Annotated in this window: 12 protein-coding genes and 5 pseudogenes; 9 read left to right on the top strand and 8 right to left on the bottom strand. The window is 47.8% G+C overall.

Going from position 1 to position 22,543, the window contains the following annotated elements:
- Window positions 1–44: 44 nt before the first annotated feature.
- The 8 genes and pseudogenes from GKO28_RS04820 to zwf all read right to left on the bottom strand — a co-directional run bounded on the left by GKO28_RS04820 (window position 45) and on the right by zwf (window position 11,789).
- Complete coding sequence (locus GKO28_RS04820) at window positions 45–230, bottom strand: hypothetical protein (protein WP_182075532.1); 186 nt, start codon at window positions 228–230, stop codon at window positions 45–47.
- 286 nt (window positions 231–516) lie between these two features.
- Window positions 517–2,309 (bottom strand): annotated as a pseudogene (gene lpdA, locus GKO28_RS04815) (dihydrolipoyl dehydrogenase).
- A 113-nt stretch (window positions 2,310–2,422) separates the two neighbouring features.
- Window positions 2,423–4,040, bottom strand: a pseudogene (aceF, locus tag GKO28_RS04810) (dihydrolipoyllysine-residue acetyltransferase).
- 102 nt (window positions 4,041–4,142) lie between these two features.
- Window positions 4,143–6,806: pseudogene (aceE, locus tag GKO28_RS04805) on the bottom strand (pyruvate dehydrogenase (acetyl-transferring), homodimeric type).
- A 93-nt stretch (window positions 6,807–6,899) separates the two neighbouring features.
- Window positions 6,900–8,547: pseudogene (gene pgi, locus GKO28_RS04800) on the bottom strand (glucose-6-phosphate isomerase).
- A 56-nt stretch (window positions 8,548–8,603) separates the two neighbouring features.
- Entirely contained in the window at window positions 8,604–9,449 is an 846-nt protein-coding gene (gene hexR, locus GKO28_RS04795; protein WP_173532233.1) for a transcriptional regulator HexR, read from the bottom strand.
- 89 nt (window positions 9,450–9,538) lie between these two features.
- Entirely contained in the window at window positions 9,539–10,237 is a 699-nt protein-coding gene (gene pgl / locus GKO28_RS04790; RefSeq protein WP_182075531.1) for a 6-phosphogluconolactonase, read from the bottom strand.
- 103 nt (window positions 10,238–10,340) lie between these two features.
- Window positions 10,341–11,789 carry a glucose-6-phosphate dehydrogenase gene (gene zwf / locus GKO28_RS04785; RefSeq protein ID WP_182075530.1) on the bottom strand — a complete coding sequence of 483 codons (1,449 nt, stop codon included), beginning with the start codon at window positions 11,787–11,789 and terminating at the stop codon, window positions 10,341–10,343.
- Window positions 11,790–12,102: 313 nt separating this feature from the next.
- Between zwf and edd the strand changes: the two genes are divergently transcribed.
- From edd to GKO28_RS04740, 9 genes and pseudogenes are all read left to right on the top strand, one after another.
- The gene (edd, locus tag GKO28_RS04780) at window positions 12,103–13,926 is read left to right on the top strand and encodes a phosphogluconate dehydratase (RefSeq protein WP_182075529.1); all 1,824 of its coding nucleotides are present in this window, start codon (window positions 12,103–12,105) and stop codon (window positions 13,924–13,926) included.
- Between the two features lie 191 nt (window positions 13,927–14,117).
- Complete coding sequence (gene eda, locus GKO28_RS04775) at window positions 14,118–14,744, top strand: bifunctional 4-hydroxy-2-oxoglutarate aldolase/2-dehydro-3-deoxy-phosphogluconate aldolase (RefSeq protein ID WP_182075528.1); 627 nt, start codon at window positions 14,118–14,120, stop codon at window positions 14,742–14,744.
- A 203-nt stretch (window positions 14,745–14,947) separates the two neighbouring features.
- Complete coding sequence (gene gap, locus GKO28_RS04770; protein ID WP_182075527.1) at window positions 14,948–15,952, top strand: type I glyceraldehyde-3-phosphate dehydrogenase; 1,005 nt, start codon at window positions 14,948–14,950, stop codon at window positions 15,950–15,952.
- A 664-nt stretch (window positions 15,953–16,616) separates the two neighbouring features.
- Entirely contained in the window at window positions 16,617–17,717 is a 1,101-nt protein-coding gene (locus GKO28_RS04765) for a porin (protein ID WP_182075526.1), read from the top strand.
- Window positions 17,718–17,947: 230 nt separating this feature from the next.
- Window positions 17,948–18,187: a porin gene (locus tag GKO28_RS04760; protein WP_182075525.1), complete on the top strand. Its 240-nt coding sequence runs from the start codon at window positions 17,948–17,950 to the stop codon at window positions 18,185–18,187.
- On the top strand, window positions 18,177–19,019 hold the full coding sequence (locus GKO28_RS04755; protein ID WP_182075524.1) for a porin: 843 nt from the start codon (window positions 18,177–18,179) through the stop codon (window positions 19,017–19,019). Before GKO28_RS04760 ends, GKO28_RS04755 begins: the two co-directional genes overlap by 11 nt.
- Window positions 19,020–19,483: 464 nt before the next feature.
- Window positions 19,484–20,470: a porin gene (locus GKO28_RS04750; protein WP_182075523.1), complete on the top strand. Its 987-nt coding sequence runs from the start codon at window positions 19,484–19,486 to the stop codon at window positions 20,468–20,470.
- A 262-nt stretch (window positions 20,471–20,732) separates the two neighbouring features.
- Window positions 20,733–21,838 (top strand): annotated as a pseudogene (gene aroC, locus GKO28_RS04745) (chorismate synthase).
- Window positions 21,835–22,476 carry a DUF4136 domain-containing protein gene (locus GKO28_RS04740; protein WP_173532223.1) on the top strand — a complete coding sequence of 214 codons (642 nt, stop codon included), beginning with the start codon at window positions 21,835–21,837 and terminating at the stop codon, window positions 22,474–22,476. The pseudogene aroC and the gene GKO28_RS04740 overlap by 4 nt, the downstream one beginning before the upstream one ends.
- The last annotated feature ends 67 nt before the right edge of the window (window positions 22,477–22,543 follow it).

Here is a 22,543-nt window from a genome sequence, read left to right as displayed (position 1 = left end):
AAAAAAGCACTCAATACGTTGAGTGCTTTTTTATTGCCTAAAATTTAATGTCGACGATTTTTATCGTATTCAATGCGCGCATGTGCAAGGCAATCATAGAAATCAATGCGTAAGTTCGCACAGAGCTCTAAATAATGCTGTAGTTGCGCAGTCACTTCATCACTCAGTTGTTCTGCTGGTTTTTGTTGCGAACCCGTAGAAATATGATACTTGAGCTGATTGCTGGCCATCTGAATTGCTCCTTGCAACACTGTGAATCAAGTATTGCAAGACGCGTGCCATGTTGCAATGCGGAAAATACGTATATTTGAATGGCGAAACTCATTTTTTTACGTGCTATGCGTTAAATGTCGGCAAAACTTGCCAGCCCATTGCGGCAATTGATGTATTTACTGGCTTTCTTGCGGCAAATATTTGTTTTTATTGAATATTACGCATTCCGCCATTCATCGTTTTAAATGCGAGTGTATAAAAAAAGCCACGAAAATCGTGGCTTTTTTGCGTCATAACAGCAATTTATTTTTTGCGCTGTGGCGGCAAATCGGTACAAACACCTTTTGCCACTTCGGCAGCCATACCAATCGATTCGCCCATGGTTGGGTGAGGGTGAATGGTTTTGCCGATATCTACTGCATCGGCGCCCATTTCGATGCCGAGACAGATTTCACCAATCATATCGCCAGCGTGCGGGCCAACAATGGCACCACCGAGGATTTGGCCGTTTTCTGCATCAAAAATCAATTTGGTAAAGCCTTCAGTACGACCGTTGGCAATCGCACGACCAGAGGCCGCCCATGGGAATACACCCTTGGTGATTTTGATGCCGTCTTTCTTGGCTTGATCTTCGGTCAGACCTACCCAGGCCACTTCAGGGTCGGTATAGGCAACACCAGGGATCACGCGGGCGTCGAAGTAGGCTTTGTGACCGGCGGCGTTCTCAGCGGCAACGTGCGCTTCGTGGACCGCTTTATGCGCCAACATGGGTTGACCGACTAAATCGCCAATCGCGAAAATATTGGCCACATTGGTACGCATTTGTTTATCAACGTTGATAAAACCACGCTCGTCGACCATCACACCGGCATTTTCTGCGCCAACTTTCTTGCCGTTCGGTGAGCGACCGGTTGAGTAGAGTACCAAGTCATAGCATTGTGCTTCGCTTGGGGCTTTTGGGCCTTCAAACGTCACCCAAACACCGTCGTCTTTTGGCACAATCGACGTGGTTTTTGAGCTGAGCATGATATTGTCAAAGCGATGCGCATTCCAGTCTTGCCATACTTTAACGAGGTCACGGTCTGCGCCTTGCATCAAACCGTCAGACAATTCAACCACGTCTAAACGCGCGCCTAGGGTTGAATACACGGTACCCATTTCCAAACCAATAATCCCGCCGCCGATAATTAGCATGCGTTTTGGTACTGATTTGAGCTCCAACGCGCCAGTTGAATCAACAATGCGTGGATCATTCGGGATAAATGGTAGTTTCACCGCTTGTGAGCCCGCTGCAATCACGGCTTGCTTAAATTTAACGACTTTTTTCTCGCCGCTTAAATCTTTACCGGTGCCGCTAGTGACTTGAACTTCCATGTGATTGGCGTCAAGGAAAGTACCAATACCGCGTACTTGTTCAACTTTACGCATTTTTGCCATGCCAGCGAGGCCGCCAGTGAGCTTGTTAATCACTTGCTCTTTGTAGCCGCGTAGTGCATCGATATCGACTTCGGGCGCGCCGAATTTTAATTCCGTTTTTTGGCCATGTGCGATACTTCATCGATGACCGCTGCATTGTGCAGCAAGGCTTTCGATGGAATGCAACCCACATTCAAGCACACACCACCGAGCGTTGCATAACGTTCAACGATGACAGTTTTCATGCCCAAATCAGCGGCACGGAATGCCGCTGAATAGCCGCCAGGGCCAGCGCCAACGACCAGCATATCGCATTCAATATCGACATTACCGGTGTATTGACCAGCAATCGGTGCCACAGCAGGCGTAGGAGCCGATACTGCTGGTGCCGAAGTTTGAGCAGGCGCAGTTGCTGCTGGCGCTGGTGCCGCTGCACTGGCAGCGACTTCCAAGATGGCGATCACGTCGCCCTCTGAAGCTTTGCTGCCTGCAGTCAAACGCATTTCTTTGATGACACCTGCGTGTGTCGACGGTACTTCCATCGTTGCTTTGTCGGTTTCGAGTGCGATCAAGCTGTCTTCTACGGCAACGGTATCGCCGACTTTAACAAACACTTCAATCACATCAACACCAGCATGGCCGCCAATATCGGGTACTTTTAATTCAATCGTATTGCTCATTTTAAAATCCTGTGAGTTCTGTAGGGTGGGTTAGCCATCGGCGTAACCCACCATATTGCGCGAGGGTTTGGTGGGTTACGGCAACAGACCGCCTAACCCACCCTACAGGCTGCTTACAGCACCAGTCGACGAACATCCGACAACAATTTACCCAAGAACACCGTGAAACGGCCGGCTTGCGCGCCGTCGATCACGCGGTGATCGAATGACAACGACAATGGGCACATCAGGCGTGGCGCAAATTCTTTACCATTCCAAATTGGCTTGATTTGCGATTTGCATACGCCCAAGATCGCCACTTCAGGTGCATTCACGATAGGCGTAAAGCTGGTGCCACCGATGCCGCCGAGACTAGAGATGGTGAATGTCGCGCCTTGCATATCGGTCGGTTTGAGCTTGCCATCACGCGCTAAAGCTGACAATTCACTCAATTCTTTAGTGATTTGTTTCAAGCCTTTTTGATCGACGTTTTTGATGACCGGTACGACCAAGCCATTTGGCGTATCAGCTGCAAAGCCGATGTTGTAATACTGCTTCAGAATTAAATTATCGCCATCGAGCGATGAATTCATTTCTGGGAAGGCTTTGAGTGCTTCAGCAGCGGCTTTGATAATGAAAGCCAGCGGCGAGAGTTTCAGGCCACTTTTTTCCATTTCTTTACCGATGGTTTTGCGGAAGTCTTCCAATTCAGTGATATCGCACTCATCGTTAAACGTAACGTGCGGGATCACGACCCAGTTGCGATGCAAGTTGGCGCCAGAAATCTTTTTGATTTTTGACAATGGCTTGCTTTCGATCGGGCCGAACTTGGCGAAGTCCACTTTTGGCCAAGGCAGCAATTCCAAACCAATGCCTGAGCCTGCAGCTGGTGCTGCTAGCGACGAAGCGACTGCACTGGTCATGACTGATTTAACGAAGCTTTGCACGTCTTCATGCAAAATACGGCCTTTCGGGCCTTTTGCCGGTGATTTTGCCTAAATCAACACCGAGTTCACGGGCGAATTTACGCACTGATGGTGAAGCATGCGCTTTACCAAAATTCACTTCATTTACAGCGGTGCTTGCAGTTGGTGCCGCAGTCACTAGGGCAGCAGGGGCTGCAGCAACGGGTGCTGGCGCTGCGAGCGGCGCTGCAACGGTAACAGTGGCTGCTGGTGCGTTCGCGCTTGCTGCAACTTCAAGCAATAAAATCACATCGCCTTCAGACGCTTTGCTGCCGACTTGGATTTTGATTTCTTTAACCACGCCGGCGTGCGTTGATGGCACTTCCATTGTGGCTTTATCTGTTTCAAGCGCGATTAGCGATTGCTCTTTTTCGATGACATCGCCAACTTTAACGAAAACTTCAATCACGTCAACGCCAGCATGGCCGCCGATATCGGGTACTTTTACTTCAACGACACCAGCGCTAGTCGCAGGTGCCGCCGCGGCTGGCGCAGCAGCAACGGCAGCAACCGGCGCAGCAGCGGCTGCAGGCGCAGGCGCCGCTTCGCTGACTTCGAGCAACAATACCACGTCGCCTTCAGAGGCTTTATCGCCGACTTTGATTTTCATTTCTTTAATAACACCCGCGTGCGTTGATGGCACTTCCATCGTCGCTTTATCGGTTTCAAGTGCGATTAAAGATTGTTCTTTTTCGATCGTGTCGCCAACTTTGACGAAGACTTCGATCACATCAACACCAGCATGCCCGCCGATGTCAGGAATTTTTACTTCAATTAAATTGCTCATCATCAAATCCTGTGTGGGTGAGAGTTAGGGGCAAGGTATAGGCCTCGCCCTCTGATCGTTCTTGGTTTTCTGGGTTATACCCATCAAGAACGACTCACTCGATTACACTGTCCAAGGGGCTGGTTTCGCTGGGTTGATGCCATATTTTTCCATGGCTTCAAGTACCTTCTCTTTACCGATCTTGCCTTCGTCAGCCAAAGCTTTAATTGCGGCAACCGCAACGTAGAAGCTGTCGACTTCAAAGAACTTACGCAATTGTTTGCGTGAGTCAGAACGGCCAAAACCATCGCAGCCAAGCACCACGTAACGACCTGGTACATATTCGCGAACTTGATCGGCAAAGGCGCGTTTGTAATCGGTTGCAGCGATGACAGGGCCTTGGCGGCCAGTCAAGCATTGGGTTACGTATGGCACGGCTTGTTCACCCATTGGGTTGAGCATATTGTGACGCTCAGCAGCCATACCATTGCGGCGCAATTCGTTAAAGCTTGGGCACGCCCAGATATCCGATTCGATACCGAAATCGGCTTTAAGTAATGCCGCAGCTTGGATTACTTCACGGAAAATCGTGCCTGAACCCATCAATTGCACTTTGAGCTTGGCGTCTTTCGGGCCTTCTTGGAACATATACATGCCCTTCAGAATGCCGGCCTCGCTACCTGCTGGCATGGCCGGCTGGGTGTAGTTTTCGTTCATTACTGAGAGGTAGTAATAGATGTTCTCTTGGTCTTGGTACATACGGCGCATACCGTCTTGTACAATCACGGCCAATTCATACGCAAACGTTGGATCGTACGATACGCAGCTTGGGATGAATTCAGCAAACAAGTGACCGTGGCCGTCTTGATGCTGCAAACCTTCACCATTCAATGTGGTGCGACCCGCAGTACCGCCAATCAAGAAGCCGCGTGCGCGCAAGTCGCCAGCTGCCCAAGCCAAGTCACCGATACGTTGGAAACCAAACATTGAGTAGTAGATGTAGAACGGAATCATGGTGACGCCGTGGTTGGCGTAAGAAGTTGATGCGGCGATCCAATCGCTCATCGCGCCAGCTTCGTTAATCCCTTCTTGCAAAATTTGACCCGTTTTTGACTCTTTGTAGAACATCAATTGGTCAGCATCTTGTGGCTCGTACAATTGGCCTACGTGTGACCAAATACCGAGTTGACGGAACAAACCTTCCATACCAAAGGTGCGTGATTCATCCGGAACGATAGGCACAACGCGATTACCGATTTTCTTGTCTTTGGCCAAGGCAGTCAAAATACGCACGAAAGCCATGGTGGTCGACATTTCACGATCACCAGAAGACTCAAGTAGACCTTTGAATAGATCTAAACCTGGCACTTCAAGTGGTTCGTCTACTGGCTTACGGCTAGGCAAGAAGCCGCCTAAAGCACTGCGACGCTCGTGCATGTATTTCAATTCTGGAGAATCGGCCGGTGGCATGTAGAACGTGCATGATGCCGCTTGTTCGTCAGTCAATGGAATATTGAAGCGATCACGCAGGTTCAATAAATCGTCATTGGCTAATTTTTTCGTGTTGTGCGCCACGTTTTGTGATTCGCCAGCGGTACCTAGACCAAAACCTTTTACGGTTTTAACGAGTAATAGGGTTGGTTGACCTTTGTGTTGTACCGCCGCTTTATAGCCTGCGTACACTTTGTACAGATCATTACCACCGCGGGTCAGGCGCCAGATGTCGTCATCGGACATGCTAGAAACCAGATCGAGCAACTCTGGGTAAGCACCAAAGAAATGCGCGCGAACATAAGCGCCATCTTTTTGATTTGTAGGTTTGATATTCGCCGTCAACGACTTCCATCATGCGTTTTTGCAACAAGCCTTTTTTGTCTTGTGCCAACAACGCATCCCAGCCTGTGCCCCAAACGACTTTAATCACATTCCAGCCAGAACCACGGAAGTCGCCTTCGAGTTCTTGATGATGATTTTGCATTACCGCGAACAGGACCGTCAAGACGTTGCAAGTTGCAGTTAATCACAAAAATCAGATTGTCGAGGTGTTCACGACCCGCGAGTGAGATCGCGCCGAGTGATTCTGGCTCATCCATTTCACCATCACCGCAGAAGCACCATACGTGACGATCACCTTTTTGCGTGAAGCCGCGATCATCGAGGTATTTCATAAAGCGAGCTTGGTAGATCGCCATCAATGGACCAAGACCCATTGATACGGTTGGGAATTGCCAGAAATCAGGCATCAACCATGGATGTGGGTAAGACGACAAACCGCCACCGTCGACTTCTTGACGGAATTTATTCAGTTGTTCTTCAGAAATACGGCCTTCAAGGAAAGCACGTGCGTAAACGCCAGGCGCTGAATGGCCTTGGACGTAAACTAAGTCACCGCCGTGGTTTTCGTCTGCGGCATGCCAGAAGTGATTCCAGCCCACATCATACAAAGTAGCAGCAGAGGCAAACGATGAAACGTGGCCACCTAAATCACCATCAAAACGATTGGCTTTAACCACCATTGCCGCCGCATTCCAGCGGGTGTACGACAAAATACGTTCTTCAAGATGCGCGTTGCCAGGATGTTTGGCTTGTAAATGCGCTGGAATGGTATTGATATAGGCGGTGGTCGCAGTGTACGGAATGTTGACACCGTCTTGACGGGCGTGATCGACCAATTGTTCCACTAAGAAATGAGCACGCTCAGCGCCCTCAGTTTCAATCACGCTTGCTAAAGCATCGCGCCATTCTTTAAGTTTCTTGTGGGTCATGGTCATTAAGTTGCTCTGCCATTTGTATCTACCTTGTGAGTGGTGTTGTGGTACACATCCGATGATCGGTTCGGATATTGTTTGTAAATGGGCGACGAGTAGTCGCCCTTTTGGGTTAGCGCGGGGTGTTCCGCTTGTAGTAATTGATTAAACCATTGGTTGATGCATCATGCGAATGTGTCAGACCTGGGGTAGTTAGATCGGCCTCGATCGCCTTGGCTAATTGCTTGCCGAGCTCAACGCCCCATTGATCGTAGGAATTGACATTCCATACGGTGCCTTGCACGAATACTTTATGTTCATACAGGGCAATCAACGCACCTAAGCGGCGCGGTGTTAAGCGTTGCATCAAAATGGTATTGGTCGGGCGATTGCCTTTGAAAATCTTGTGTGGCACGAGTTTTTCTTGGGCTTCACCAGTAATACCAGCCTTGTCAAGTTCGGCTCGAACTTCGGCTTCGTTTTTACCACGCATAAAGGCTTCGGTTTGGGCAAACACATTGGCCATCAAAATGGTGCTGTGTGGCTCTGGAATGTCCGGATGCTCAATGGTCGCAATAAAGTCGATAGGCAGTAGCTGGGTACCTTGATGCAGCATTTGATAATATGCGTGCTGGCCGTTAATACCCGCATCACCCCAAACCACAGGGCCGGTAGCGTAATCAACACGATTGCCATCAAGGTCAATCGATTTGCCGTTTGATTCCATATCCAATTGTTGCAAGTAGGCTGGAAAGCGCGACAAGCATTGGTTGTATGGCGAAATCAAATACGTAGTGGCATCAAAGAAGTTGGCATACCAAATGCCGAGCATCCCCATAATGACCGGTAGATTTTGCTCGAGTGGTTTGCCACGGAAGTGTTGATCCATGGTGTATGCGCCATGCAGCAAATCTTGGTAGTTATGTTTACCCAAGAAGATCGCAATCGGCAGGCCAATCGCTGACCACAGGCTGTAACGACCGCCAACCCAATCCCAGAATTTCAAACATATTGTTGATGTCGATACCAAACTCAGCCACGGCTTTGCTATTGGTCGAAACGGCAACAAAGTGCTTAGCGATGTGTTTTTCTTCGAGCGCGCTCGACAGGAACCATTTGCGGGCAGTGCGCGCATTGGTAATGGTTTCTTGGGTGGTAAAGGTTTTTGACGCAACAATAAATAACGTGGTTTCAGGATCAAGCTGCTTAAGCGTTGAGACGATTTGGTCGCCATCAACAGTCGACACAAAGTGCATCGTTAAACGAGCATGACCATATTCTTTGAGAGCTTGGCAGACCATTAGCGGACCTAAGTCTGAACCGCCAATGCCGATGTTCACAATATCGGTAATCGGTTTGCCGGTGTAGCCTTGCCATTCACCTGAGCGAACTTTGTCGGAAAACACGCCAATTTGCTCTTTCACGGCATTGACTTTGGGCATCACGTCTTCGCCGTCGACCATGATCGGCGTACGGTCTAAATTACGTAATGCGGTATGCAGTACCGCACGATTTCGGTGGTGTTGATTTTTTTCACCAGAAAACATTTTTTCAACGCGATCCACCAAGCCCGATTGACGTGCTAAGTCCATGAGCAGGCTCATGGTTTTTTCGGTAATTCTGTTTTTTGAGTAATCAAAAAATAGACCACCCGATTCAAGCGAAAACCTTTCAAATCGATGCGGATCATTATTAAACAAATCGCGCATATGCATCGGTGACACTTCTTTAAAGTGCTCAGCAAGTGCCAGCCAAGCAGGAGAAGAGGTTAGGTTAGACATCGGGATCGTTCCTTGTTGATCGCTTGCAGGTATTGTCGTGTGAGGGCGAATTTTTTTTAGTGCTCATGTCCACGAACTCGTTTTTCTTTCATATTGCGTTTCATTTTCTCGAGCTGATCGATCAGCTCAGGGCCACGTTTGAGTGCAACACCCACAGCCAATACGTCGATGATGACCAAATGCACGATGCGGGTAATCATTGGCGTGTAAAGGTCTGGATCTTCCATCGTGTCGGCAAACAGACAAATATTGCAGCGTTTGGCCATTGGTGATTTGGAATGGGTAATGCCGATCACATCGGCACCCGAATCACGCGCAATTTCGACCGAGCGCAGCATATCTAAAGTACGGCCCGAATTGGAGACCGCAATTACCGCATCACCGGGTTTGAGCATCGATGCGCTCATGCCATGCATATGGGGGTCGGTATACGCAACCGTTGGCACGCCAAGGCGGAAGAATTTATTTTGCGCATCAATCGCTACCGCGCCCGACTGGCCTTGACCCCAAACTTCAATTTTTGGGGTGTTAGATAAGATCTTGATGGCTTTTTCTAATACATCGGTATCGAGTTCATTGCGACAACGCAGTAGATGAGAAATATTATTGTCGAATAATTTTTTTGCCAAGTCATGCGCCGAGTCATCCGCAGAGACCATCGAATGCACATAAGGCACGCCAGAAACCAAACTGCGCGTGAGGCGTAGTTTGAAGTCTTGCAATCCTGAGCAATTGAGTGAACGGCAAAAGCGAATCACGGTAGGCTGAGAAACGGCGGCCAGATCGGCAATTTGGGCAATCGGCGCATTGGCGACTAAATTGGGTTGCGCCAGCACTAAATCAGCTACTTTGCGTTCGGATTTAGACAAAGTGTCGAGTACTGCTTTGATTCGTTCGAGCATTATTTAGCGCCCTCAATCAAACGCAATAACGCCAAGCAGGATGACTGCTTTGGCGTTGATAGAAAAAAGTTAAAGGAAAAGCGGTTCACTTAAGCAGTCCAATAAACCTGAGCAGGCTGCTCGCTTTGGTCGAGCACACGGCGAATTGGATATTGCTCGGTCAGTGACTTTTGTTCTTGCATGGCGTGTTGCAATAATTCTTTTTTGCCTTCACCGGTGATATGGACGTACAGATTGCGTGCTGTAGCAATCGTCGGCAAAGTGAGGGTGATACGCGAATGCGGAGCAACTGGCGGCGTGACTGCCGCAACCCAGTCTGTGGATGCACAGGCAGCTTCGAGCTCTGCGGCATTGGGGAATAAAGACGCAGTATGACCGTCATCACCCATACCTAAGATCAGTATATCAATAGGGGCTTTGATTTGTTTAAGCTGCGCTTCAATACCTGCTAGACCTGCATGTGGCGTTGCGGCATCGTTGACCATAGAAATAAACTGCGCTGCGGCTGCATTGTCTTGCAATAGATTTTCGCGGGTCAGGCGTTCATTGCTATCGGCGTGATCGATCGGCACCCAGCGTTCATCCACCAAGGTAATGATCACTTTTGACCAATCAATCGCACTGGTTCGCAGTGCTTTAAACATGCCAGCTGGCGTGCGGCCACCTGATACGGCCAGACTCGCTGAGCCCCGCTCAGTAATCGCCGCTTGGAGTTGTTGGGCAATGGATTGAGCGAGTTTGAGGTCGAGTTCGTCTTTACTTGTGAACTCATGCCATTGCAACGTCATGCGTGGATCTCCAGATTTATAATTGTGCAATGCAATACGGAGTTTCCCCAATTTTGACATATCCAGTCAAAAATTAGGGAAACTCTTTAAGGTTTGTTGCAGATCAAGATTCTTCGTGCCAGCACAAACCATCGCGAGATAACAGGGCAGAAGATGCTGCAGGGCCCCAAGTGCCGGCCGTATAGGTTTTCGGACCTTCTGAACTATTTTCCCAGCTCTCGATAATCGGCTCAACCCAGCGCCATGCGGCACGTTGTTCGTCACGACGTACAAACAGCGATAGATCGCCTTTGATGACATCCATCAACAAACGTTCATACGCTTCTGGACTGCGAGTGCTGAAGGTTTCTTTGAAATCCAAGTCCAAATACACTTCGCGCAAACGTTCACGACCAGGTTCTTTGGCCAGCAGGTAGAGACGCACTGATTCATCCGGTTGTAATTGAATCACCATGCGGTTCGCTTGCATGTTTTTGCCAAAAATCGACGTCGGTGCCGCGCGGAAATTAATCACGATTTCAGCTAGACGTTCTTGCAAACGTTTACCAGTACGCAAGAAGAACGGCACGCCAGCCCAGCGCCAAGTTTCGATCTCGGCTTTTAACGCCACAAAGGTTTCCGCTTTCGAACCCGCTGGAACGCCAGGCTCATCTTGATAGCCAGGAACCGCTTTGCCGCCAACTGCGCCGGCGCGATACTGACCGCGAACGACTTTGTTGTGCACGTTTTCAGGCGTCAGTGGTTTGAGTGCGCGCAATACTTTGAGTTTTTCGTCACGAACTGCGTCAGCATCAATGGATGCTGGCGGCTCCATCGCCACAATCGTGAGCAGTTGCAACAGATGGTTTTGCACCATATCGCGCAGTGCACCGGTTTTGTCATAAAAATCAGCGCGGGTTTCAACGCCGACTTGTTCAGTAACGGTGATTTGTACGTCGCGAATCCATTCCCGGCGCCATAGCGGCTCAAGCAAAGTGTTGGCAAAACGCAATGCAATCAAATTCAGCACCGGCTCTTTACCCAAGTAATGGTCAATGCGGTAAATTTGCTGTTCTTGGAAGTATTCGCCGACTTCGTCGTTGATTTTATTCGAAGATTCTAAATCGTGGCCGAGTGGCTTCTCGAGTACGACGCGTGAATTGCCTTGGTTAAGACCGACTGCAGCTAAATTTTTTGCAATTGGAGCAAAGAAATCTGGCGCAGTTGAGAGGTAGAATACACGGCTACGATTTGGATAAACATTCAGTGCTTCAGCTAAAATCTCGAAGTCGCTGAGGGTATGGGCATCGACTTTAAAGTATTCGATGCGTTCCGCGAACTGAGCCCAATCGGCTTCGTTATAGTGGCTACCCAAAAATTCTTTGGCTTTGCTTTGCGCTTTAGCGGTATAGCTCGCCGTGTCTGAGGGGCTGCGGCCTAAGCAGATAATCCGGCCATCTTTTGGAAGGTTGCCGTCTTGGTGTTGGTGGTAAAGTGCCGGCAGTAACTTGCGCAAGGCTAAGTCACCAGTGCCGCCAAAAAATACCATGTCGAAAGCGTCGATCGGGTTCATTGCAGCAAATCCTTCCTGATTATAAGGGGGGTTAATATGCACCTAAAATGATACAGGTTAACAAGTAAGCTTTGTAATCTTACTACATGCCTAAATGACGGTGCAAACGAATTTAGATTTTAAGTTTTTCCTTATAGGTATTTTTACCATTTTGTGCGTCAAGTCCATGGTACTAAACACCAATGTTGCGTTGCAACGGGAGTGGCTGACGTACTTTTTGGGTTGCTCTGGCGCGCTGATTGTAGTAAAACTACGCCAAATTTCATAAGCATTTTAGCTGAGTGCTGATCCCTCAGCCTATCAGGAGTTCCGTATGACATTGCATCCTCGTCTGGTCGAAGTAACACAACGTGTTATTGAACGCAGTAAAGCGTCTCGTGGTCGTTATTTAGCACGTATGGAGCTCGCTGCAAGTAAAGAGCCGGTTCGTAAAGGTTTAGCCTGTACCAATCAGGCGCATGCTTGGGCTGCAATGCCAGAGACCGACAAAATCATGTTGCGTGAAATGCGTCAGCCTAATCTGGCCATTGTGTCTTCATACAATGAAATGTTGTCAGCGCATCAGCCATTTGAAGCTTTTCCAGCGCTGATTAAGCGTGCTGCGCACGAAGTTGGCGCAACGGCGCAGTTTGCTGGCGGTGTGCCAGCAATGTGTGATGGCGTGACACAAGGTCAAGCAGGGATGGAATTGTCTTTGTTTAGTCGTGATGTGATCGCGATGTCAACGGCAGTGGCTTTGTCGCACAATATGTTTGATGCGACTTTATGTCTTGGTGTTTGCGACAAAATCGTTCCGGGCTTGTTGATCGGCGCATTGCAGTTTGGTCATCTGCCAACGATTTTTGTACCAGCGGGTCCGATGACCAGCGGTATTTCAAATAAAGAAAAAAACGTCACTCGCCAGCTTTTTGCTGAGGGCAAAGTAGGGCGCGATGCCTTGTTGGCATCAGAAGAAGGCTCTTACCACGGTGCGGGTACTTGTACTTTCTTTGGTACCGCCAACTCCAATCAAATGCTGATGGAAATCATGGGTCTGCATTTGCCAGGCGCAGCGTTTACCAATCCAGGTACGCCATTGCGTGATGCGTTGACTGTGGCAGCTGCCAAGCGCGCCGCGCAAATTACCTCACTGGGTAATGAATTTATTCCTGTCGGTAAAGTGGTTGATGAAAAAACCATCATCAACGGCATTATTGGTTTGCTGGCTACTGGTGGCTCGACCAACCATACGATTCACTTGATCGCCATTGCACGTGCCGCTGGCATCATTATCGATTGGTCTGACTTTAGTGATCTATCGAGCATCATTCCGTTGTTGGCTAAAGTCTATCCAAATGGCGCGGCCGATGTGAATCACTTCCACGCTGCTGGTGGCATGGGCTATGTGATCCGTGAATTGCTCGATGCTGGCTTATTACACAACGATGTGTGGACTGCCGCTGGCTTTGGTTTACGTCATTACGCTCAAGAGCCTTTCTTGGATAATGGTGTTGTAGTATGGCGTGATGCGCCAACACAAAGTGGCGATGCAGAAGTATTAAGTACTGTCGCCAAGCCATTCCAAGCCGATGGCGGCACTAAGTTGCTGCAAGGTAATTTAGGTCGTGCGGTGATTAAAACTTCGGCGGTTGCGCCTGAGTTCCGCGTAGTGAATGCGCCAGCCATTGTGTTTGACGATCAAGAAGACGTCATTGCTGCGTTCAAACGCGGTGAACTTGAGCGCGATTTTATTGCGGTAGTGCGCTTCCAAGGTCCACGTGCCAATGGGATGCCAGAGCTGCACAAGCTCACGCCACCACTCGGCGTGTTGCAAGATCGTGGGTTCAAAGTGGCGCTGGTGACTGATGGCCGTATGTCGGGCGCGTCGGGTAAAGTGCCAGCTGCAATTCACATTACGCCAGAAGTGGTGTCGGGTGGTGCCTTAGGTAAAGTGCGCACTGGCGATATGATTTTGCTTAATGCCGAAACCGGCGTGCTTGAAGCACAAGTCGATGCTGCTGAATGGGCCGCGCGTGAAGTGGTAACAGCGGATCTAAGTAAAAATGAACACGGCATGGGTCGCGAGTTATTTGCGACTTTCCGCCAAAATGCAACCGGAGCCGAAGAAGGCGCGGTTAGCATGGGTTTGGCGCATTAAGCGGTTCGTGTTGCCTGTACGGTAAAGGATCGTGCGCTTAGCGCATTGAGTATGTGTAGTTCTGGTTATATCTGACGGTATGTCGATCTAGGTCATGATTTGATTGGTTTGGATCGATATACTCTATGCTTTATTTGGGCTATGTTTTTTTTGATAGCTTATTTTTATAACGTAAAACGGAAGAGTTAAAAATGCAGATTCGTGACATCATGCGCTCGTGCTCGGTTATGCCGGTGCTCGTAATCGAAAACGTGGAACACGCAGTACCTTTGGCACAAGCCTTGGTTGACGGCGGCATCCGTGTCTTAGAAGTGACTTTGCGTACCGAAGCTGCATTGGCTGCGGTGAAAGCGATTAGTGACAACGTACCTGGTGCGATTGTTGGCGTGGGTACCGTGGTTCGCCCTGAGCAATTCCAAGCGGCAAAAGACGCCGGTGCCGTATTTGCGGTAACACCAGGTTTGACGCCTAAATTGGCCGCTGCGGCTCGTGCTTGCGGTATTCAACTCTTGCCGGGCGTAATGACGCCATCCGAAGCGATTGCTGCGCTTGAAGAAGGCTTTGATGCCATGAAGCTGTTCCCTGCTGAGCAAGCGGGTAGCTTGGGTATGCTCAAAGCCATGGGCGGCCCATTGCCACAAATCTTATTCTGCCCAACAGGCGGCGTGAGCTTGGAATCAGCGCCTAAATTATTGGCATTGCCAAATGTAGGCTGTGTGGGCGGCTCTTGGTTGGCCCCAAAAGACATGGTGGCTAAAGGCGATTGGGCTGGCATTACTGCGCTAGCACGTGAAGCGGCTGCTTTGCGTCCTGAGTAATGATTGTAGCTAGGCGTTTTGCCTAGCTGCTGATAAAGCGCACTTGGTTTATATTTTTGCGCTATTGCGATGCGCGCTGTGCGGGTATCGCAGTGAATCTGTTTTTTTTGCAAGGTCTTTGTCGTGGCGCAATGGCACTCCTATTCTGAATAGTGCATGCTTAGTCGTCCCGATTTATTTGATTTCTTTTCTGGAGATGATTCATGACTATTAAAGTTGGTATCAATGGTTTTGGCCGCATCGGCCGTATGGTGTTTCGCGCAGCTGTTTATGACTTTGCCAATGATATTGAAATCGTTGGTATCAACGATTTGCTTGAGCCAGACTACCTAGCTTATATGCTCAAGCACGACTCAGTGCATGGCAAATTCAAAGGTGATGTTGCGGTTGTTGATGGCCAATTGGTGGTGAATGGCAAAACAATTCGCCTGACCGCTGTAAAAGATCCTGCAGAATTGAAATGGGGCGAAATTGGCGCTGATGTTGTGGTTGAAGCGACTGGCCTATTCTTGACTAAAGAAACTTGCGAGAAGCATTTAGCCGCTGGTGCGAAAAAAGTCATCATGTCTGCGCCAAGTAAAGACGCTACACCGATGTTTGTTTACGGCGTGAACAACGCAACGTATGCCGGTGAAGCCATTATCTCTAATGCTTCATGCACCACCAATTGCTTGGCACCGATTGCTAAAGTCCTAAACGACAACTTCGGCATCAAACGTGGTCTGATGACTACAGTGCATGCAGCAACTGCAACGCAAAAAACCGTTGATGGTCCATCCAACAAAGATTGGCGCGGTGGCCGTGGTATTTTGGAAAACATCATTCCTTCATCAACTGGCGCAGCAAAAGCCGTTGGCGTGGTGATTCCTGAAATCAAAGGCAAATTAACCGGTATGGCATTCCGTGTGCCAACTTCGGATGTGTCGGTGGTTGACTTGACGGTTGAGTTGAACAAAGAAGCCTCATACGAAGAAATCTGCGCGGTAATGAAAGCGGCTTCTGAAGGCGCAATGAAGGGCGTGTTGGGTTACACCACGGATAAAGTCGTTTCGACTGACTTCCGTGGCGAAGCATGCACTTCGACGTTTGACGCGGATGCTGGTATTGCTTTGGATAAAACATTCGTTAAATTGGTAGCTTGGTATGACAACGAATGGGGCTATTCAAGCAAAGTATTGGAAATGGTTCGTGTAATGGCGGCTAAATAAGTCGTTATATATAAATAAGTGGTGGTTAAATATTGAATGGTAGGGCGTTAAACTTGAGAGCGAATACCACAGTGCTTTGATGTAAAGATGCCATGCAATCCAATTTTTGATTAAAACTTAGATTTTAAAAGCCAGTCGGAGATGCCGACTGGCTTTTTTTATGTGTATACGCCGTAGTTATCTGTAGCGATGGGCTTCAGTCCTATGGTGCGCTTTGATGGTCTCCGTTGTGTAGGAGTGGGTCAGGCAGGTGTTGGCGGATTGGTGTTTTGGGTTGTTGGGGTACGAATTTTTACTTGCAATTGAGTTTTTTCCACTGTTTGGCTGGTTTTTAACGCAGTTTTTTTTAATTGCTGTGTATTTGTTCTCTTTTGCATCGCAATTTGTCATCGTTGCGTGTTGGTGTTGTGTTGGTTTTGCCGCTGATTTGCTTGCTAAGTCAAGTACTTGCTGTTTTGGCTGCGGTGGTGTCGTAAACAAATCACACTTTAGGATTAAGTTGACGCAAATATTATGACAGCAATATTTTTAGTTGCTGTGTTGTGAAGTTTTACACTGTTCAAAGCTACCTTATTGCACAGATTACGATGGAAGGCGTCTGGATAATGCCGAGCATACCTTGCGTTTTGGGGTGGTTATTATCTGTTCAACAGGAGTTTAAAATATGTTCAAGCGTGTATTGATTGGTGCTTTGGTATCAACTGCCTTCGCAATGCCAGCAATGGCAGAAGTTTCTATTTCGGGTTCAGCTGAAATGGACTTCTTCTACCGTACTAACCAAACTACCGATGGTAAGGGCGCATTTGCTGAAGAAATCGCCATCATCGTAAATATCGATGGTAAAGACAAACTCGACAGCGGTGACGTATTGAAATGGCGTCTCGCACAAAAAGTAGCAACTCCAGGTCGCTATGACTCTTTCGGTCAACGTGAAGCTTGGATCGGCTACCAAGGTACTTGGGGTGAAGCGCGCTTCGGTAACCAATTCTCTAACCAATACTTGCAATTAGACTGGCCATATGGCGCGCAAGGCGTGGGCAATATGTGGGCTGACTTCGGCGCGCAAAACGTGCAATATGCCAATGCAATCAGCTACTTCTCACCAAGCTTTGGCGGTTTTGCATTCCAAGCTCAGTATGACTTAGGTTCAGGCACTACTGATGCTAACGCTTACGAAATCACTGCAAACTACGCCATCGGCGGCTTGCGTATGGACGCAGGTTTCTCTGAATCGAAAAATAGCAAAACTATGTCTTCTGCTGCAGATACTTTTGGTAAAGGTGATGGCGGTTGGGGTACTAGCGGTAATTTCGTTTCTGGCGTGGATAGCAATAAAGCTCGTGCATATAATGTGGGTGCAATCTACAAGTTTGAAAGCGGCTTTGATTTAGCTGCTGGCGCTAAACGCAATGAATGGTCTGGCAAAGTTGCAGATGTTCAAACGTCTACAGGTAAAACAACTGTTGACCAATACTTGGTTCGTGCCGGTTACACCACTGGCAAGCACAATATGAATTTGGGCTTCCAACACATTGCTGATAGTAAAGTTGACGGCGTAACTAAAGATGATGGTATCAACATTGTAAACGCTCAGTACAACTACAGCTTGTCGAAAAACTCGACTGCCTTTGTACAAGTTCGTCATCACATGTTTGATGATGCTAAGAAACATTCAGTTGCTGCGGCTCCTTGGCAAATTGATGGCGGCGCGATCGGTCAAGATAGCGTGACACGTATCTTAGTAGGTACTTGGACTGGTTTCTAATCAGCCAAATCACTGATTTATAAGTGTTTTAAACAAAAAAACGGCGCAGCAATGCGCCGTTTTTTGTTGTATCCGAGATACAGTTTGCCTTAGTGCATCGGCATGTTTTTGCTTTGCCTATCAACAGTGAGTATTCTCGAGTCTGTAAAGCAGTGGCAACAATTGTTCAGGTTGTAGCCTGCTGTTACGGTGGTTTTAACTTAACTCTCGTATCTTTTGGAGAATAATAAATGTTCAAGCGCGTTCTTATGGCTGTAGCTGTTGCTGCTGCCGTTTCTGCCCCAGCTTTTGCTGAAGTTTCTATCAACGGTTCTGCTGAAATGGACCTGTTCGTACGTACTAATCAAGCTGGTGCTCAAGGTACAACTTTGGCTGAAGAAATCGCCATCGTGGTTAACGTTGACGGCAAAGATAAATTAGACAATGGCGACACTTTGAAAATGGCGCCTAGCTCAAAAAGTGGCAACTGACTGGCGTTATGACGGTTGGGGCGGTCGTGAAGCTTGGATCGGTTACGCTGGCTCTTGGGGTGAATTGCGTTTCGGTACTCAATTTACCAACGCTTACTTGACTCTTGACTGGCCTTACGGCTCTAAAGCACAAGGTAACTTGAGCGCTGACTTCGGTGCTGTTAACGACAAATGGAAAGATGCAATCACTTACTTCTCTCCAGATTTCGGTGGCTTTAACTTCACTGCTCAGTACAAAATTGGTGCAGACACTGCCGGTACGGCAACTGCTGGCAGCACTTTGACTAACGGCTATGACATTGGTGTTAATGGCGCATTTGGTCCAGTAGCTGTAAATGCTGGCTGGCAACGTCAGAATGACGGCGTTTTTGGTCAATTCCCAGTAGGTGCTGGTGGTTCAGGCGATGTAACTAAATTCCGCGCTGTAGGTGCTGGTGCATCAAGCGACATGTACTTTGTTGGTGCTCGTGGTTCAATTGGCGATTTCTCTTTGAAAGCATTGTATAAAAACAATACTTGGAAAGACGTAGGTCAAAAATTAGAAGTAAATCAATACTTAGTTGGCGGTACTTACTCTGTTGGCAAAAATGCCTTCAGCTTGGGCTGGCAAGAAGTGTTGGATGGTAAGTTCAACGGCAAAGATATGGACAACAGTGTTAAACAAATTTCTGCTCAATGGGATTACAGCTTGAGCAAAAATACTGGTGCATTCTTGCAAGCTCGTTACCACATGTACGGCACCGACACTCAATTGTTTAAAGTTGACGGCTCTGCTGGCTACAAAACTGACGACACCTTGCGCGTTCTGGTTGGTACTTGGACCGGCTTCTAATCGATTGATTTAATCATCGATAGATAAAAAAGCAGCTTAGGCTGCCTTTTTTTATTAAATCAAATTAAATTGTTGTGCCGTATTAATGGTATGAGTTGCAAAAAATTGTAAGGGTGGATTTGCTCGTGAAAGCAATGCCAATAAAGGCCGCAATTAATCGTATTTTTTTTTGGTAACGCGGCAGCAATAAGTAGTTCAGCTGAATGTAGAAACTAAAATTTTAAATCAATACCGTGGTATAGAATAAAAATGAATGGGTTTAAACCTAGGGTTTTCTCGAAGTGGAAAGCGTGCAACACGAGAGGCTGATTTAGGGGTACTTTTATCGGTTTGTCATATATTGGTAACTTGAAGCTGCTAATATTTAGATATAAAAAATTAAACTCATCACTAAAAGTTTGATTGAAGAGTTAAAACAATTTTTTACTTTATTTTAATATCCCTTTTATAAGAGTTAAATCGATATGAGCAAAATTATTGCCCTTTCTATTGCTGCTGCATTGTTAGCACCATTAGCTTCTGCTGAAGTCACCATTAGCGGTAGTGTTCGTACTGCGATGGAATATCTTAGCCCGGATCAAGTGGGTGTGAAAGCCGGTTCTAAAAATGATGGCGACAATAAAACCCAATTAGCCGATCAAAGTTCACGTATCCGTGTTTCGGGTGTAGATAAATTAGATATCGGTGGTGATTTAGTTTGGGTTTTAGAAAGCCGTTTCCGTGTTGGCGATCCATACAATAAAGAAGCGGCTTCAGTATGGGGCTCGCGTGATACCTATATCGGTTATAAAGGTGATTATGGTTTTGCCCGTTTTGGTAAAATGGATAATGCCTACAAAAACCTATACAAAAACATTGCGCCAACAATTGAAGGCGAAATGAATGATACATCAGGTTATTTGGGTGATGGCCAATTATTGCGTCGTTTAGGTGCTCGCTCAGGCTCAGTGATTTATTACGAAACACCTAATTTTAGCGGTTTTAATGCCAATGCTTCGTATACCATTGGCGAAAAAACAGCAACTTACGATGCCTCAACCTATCAAATCGGTGGCTATTGGAAAAATGATATGTTTAACGTCGGTGCTGCATATTCAATGGGCAAAGACCAAACTTCTAGCTATACCTCTTCAAAAATTAGCCCAGTTGGCACTGCCAATGGTTCAAGCATTAGCGGCTTTATGGTGGGCGGTAATGTTAAATATATGGATTTCGGCCTAGGTTTAACTTGGGAACAAGTAGATCGTGATGATGGCAAGCAATCACGCACTCAAGATAGTTATGCCATTGCCGGTTCGTATAAATATGAGAAATTAAATTTCTTGCTATCGTATGTACAAGCTGGTGATGTAGAAACATTAAATGATTCTGGCGCTGATCAAGTTTCGGTTGCGGCTTCATATAATTTATCAAAACGCAGCAAAGTATATATGCAACATATACTAAAGTGAATAACGATAAAAACGCTAACTTCACCACTGAATCAGGCTATGTACTCAATAATGGCCAAAGCGCTGATTTGTTCTCAGTCGGCGTACGTACTGATTTTTAATTGAATTTAAAGTTTTACCGCTTGAACTTGCGCCGCTCAAACAGTGTTTGGGCGGTTTTTTTTTTAGTCTGAATAAAACTTCCGCATACAGAGTCGGCGGCAATTAGGCATGCGCGTGGTAAAATTGCAGCCATAAATTCATTTTGAGTTAGGGGCGGGCAATGTCAGGCAATTCTATTGGTTTATTGTTTACCGTAACGTCGTTTGGCGAAAGCCACGGCGCAGGGATTGGCTGCATTGTTGATGGCTGCCCACCAGGAATGGCGCTGTCTGAGGCGGATATTCAATTGGAGCTTGATCGTCGTAAGCCCGGCACCAGCCGTCACGTTACGCAGCGCAAAGAGCCTGATACGGTGGAGATTTTGTCGGGGGTGTATGAGGGCAAAACCACCGGTACGCCAATTGCCTTATTGATTCGCAACCAAGATCAGCGCAGCCAAGATTACGGCAAAATTGTTGAAACTTTCCGTCCGGGCCATGCTGATTACACCTATTGGCATAAATATGGCATTCGCGATCCACGTGGTGGTGGCCGCTCTTCAGCGCGCGAAACCGCGGTGCGAGTTGCTGCCGGCGCCATTGCCAAAAAATGGCTCAAAGCGCGCTACGGTGTTGAAATTCGTGGCTATATGAGTAAGCTCGGTGAAATTGATATCCCGTTTGTGAGCTGGGATCAGGTGGCTGAAAATGCATTTTTTTTGCGCCCAATAATGCCATTGTTCCGGAACTTGAAGACTATATGGATGCGATTCGCAAAGAGCGTGATTCGGTCGGCGCACAAATTTCGGTCGTCGCCGAAAACGTCCCCGTTGGTTGGGGTGAACCGGTTTATGATCGCCTGGATGCCGATATTGCTTTTGCGATGATGAATATCAATGCCGTTAAAGGTGTTGAGATTGGCGCGGGTTTTGCCAGTATCGCTCAGCGCGGTTCTGAGCATTGTGATGAGTTAACACCACAAGGTTTTGCTAGTAATCATGCTGGCGGTATCTTGGGGGGTATCTCTACAGGGCAAGCGATTACTGTGAACTTGGCGGTTAAACCCACCTCAAGTATTGCACAAGAGCGGCGCTCAATTGATAAAGACGGCAATCCAGTGATGATGGCCACCACTGGCCGACATGACCCTTGTGTGGGCATTCGTGCTACGCCAATTGCCGAGGCGATGCTGGCCTTGGTGCTGATTGACCATGCCTTACGCCACCGGGCGCAGTGTGGTGATGTGGTGGTGAATACACCACAAATTGCGGGGAGTATCAAAGCATGAAATTACGCGGATGGAGTGCTGTGGTTGGCCTGATGTTACTGGCCGGTTGTGCCAATACTTTTGTTTCACAAGTCTCTGTTCGCCATGATTTACCCGCATCCATGGCCGGTAAAGTATTTGCCATTGATCGCCCCAAAGCCGATGACCAAAGCTTGGCGCGCTATGACTTTGAAAACCTATTGGCGACTGAATTACGTCGCCAAGGCTTGGTGCAGCAAACCGATCCTAAGCTGGCCGATTGGTTGGTGCAGCTCGATTATCAAATTGACGACGGCAAAAATGCCTCTTACCAGCAGCCGATTTGGGGCACGATTGGTTATTCAGTGAGTTATCAGCGCATCAACACCGGCGGCGGTATTGCCTTTATTCCGCGTTACTACCCAGAAACGGGGATTATCGGCTCGCAAACCATCAATGAAACGCTGTTCACTCGCGAAGTGTTTGTTGATATTTTGGATCGTAAGGCCTTGGCTGCTGGCGATTTTGCCAAGTTGTATGAAGGACGAGCCAGAAATCGTAGCCTCAATGACGTGCTCGATCCGGCCGTGCCTTGGTTGATCCGCAGCTTATTTTTACCTTTTCCGGGCCCTTCGGGCGTGACGCGAGAAGTGCGGCAAGTTTTGCCTGAAACCAAATAAACTGTGCGGCCAGCGCATTAATCGTTGGCAGCAACAGATTAAGTAGTCAGGCAAAAGTTTCCGTGCA

Source organism: Deefgea sp. CFH1-16, from assembly GCF_016881365.1.
Taxonomy (GTDB): domain Bacteria; phylum Pseudomonadota; class Gammaproteobacteria; order Burkholderiales; family Chitinibacteraceae; genus Deefgea.
Note: the sequence above shows the minus strand (reverse complement) of the source record. Positions and strands in the feature narration are given on the sequence as shown.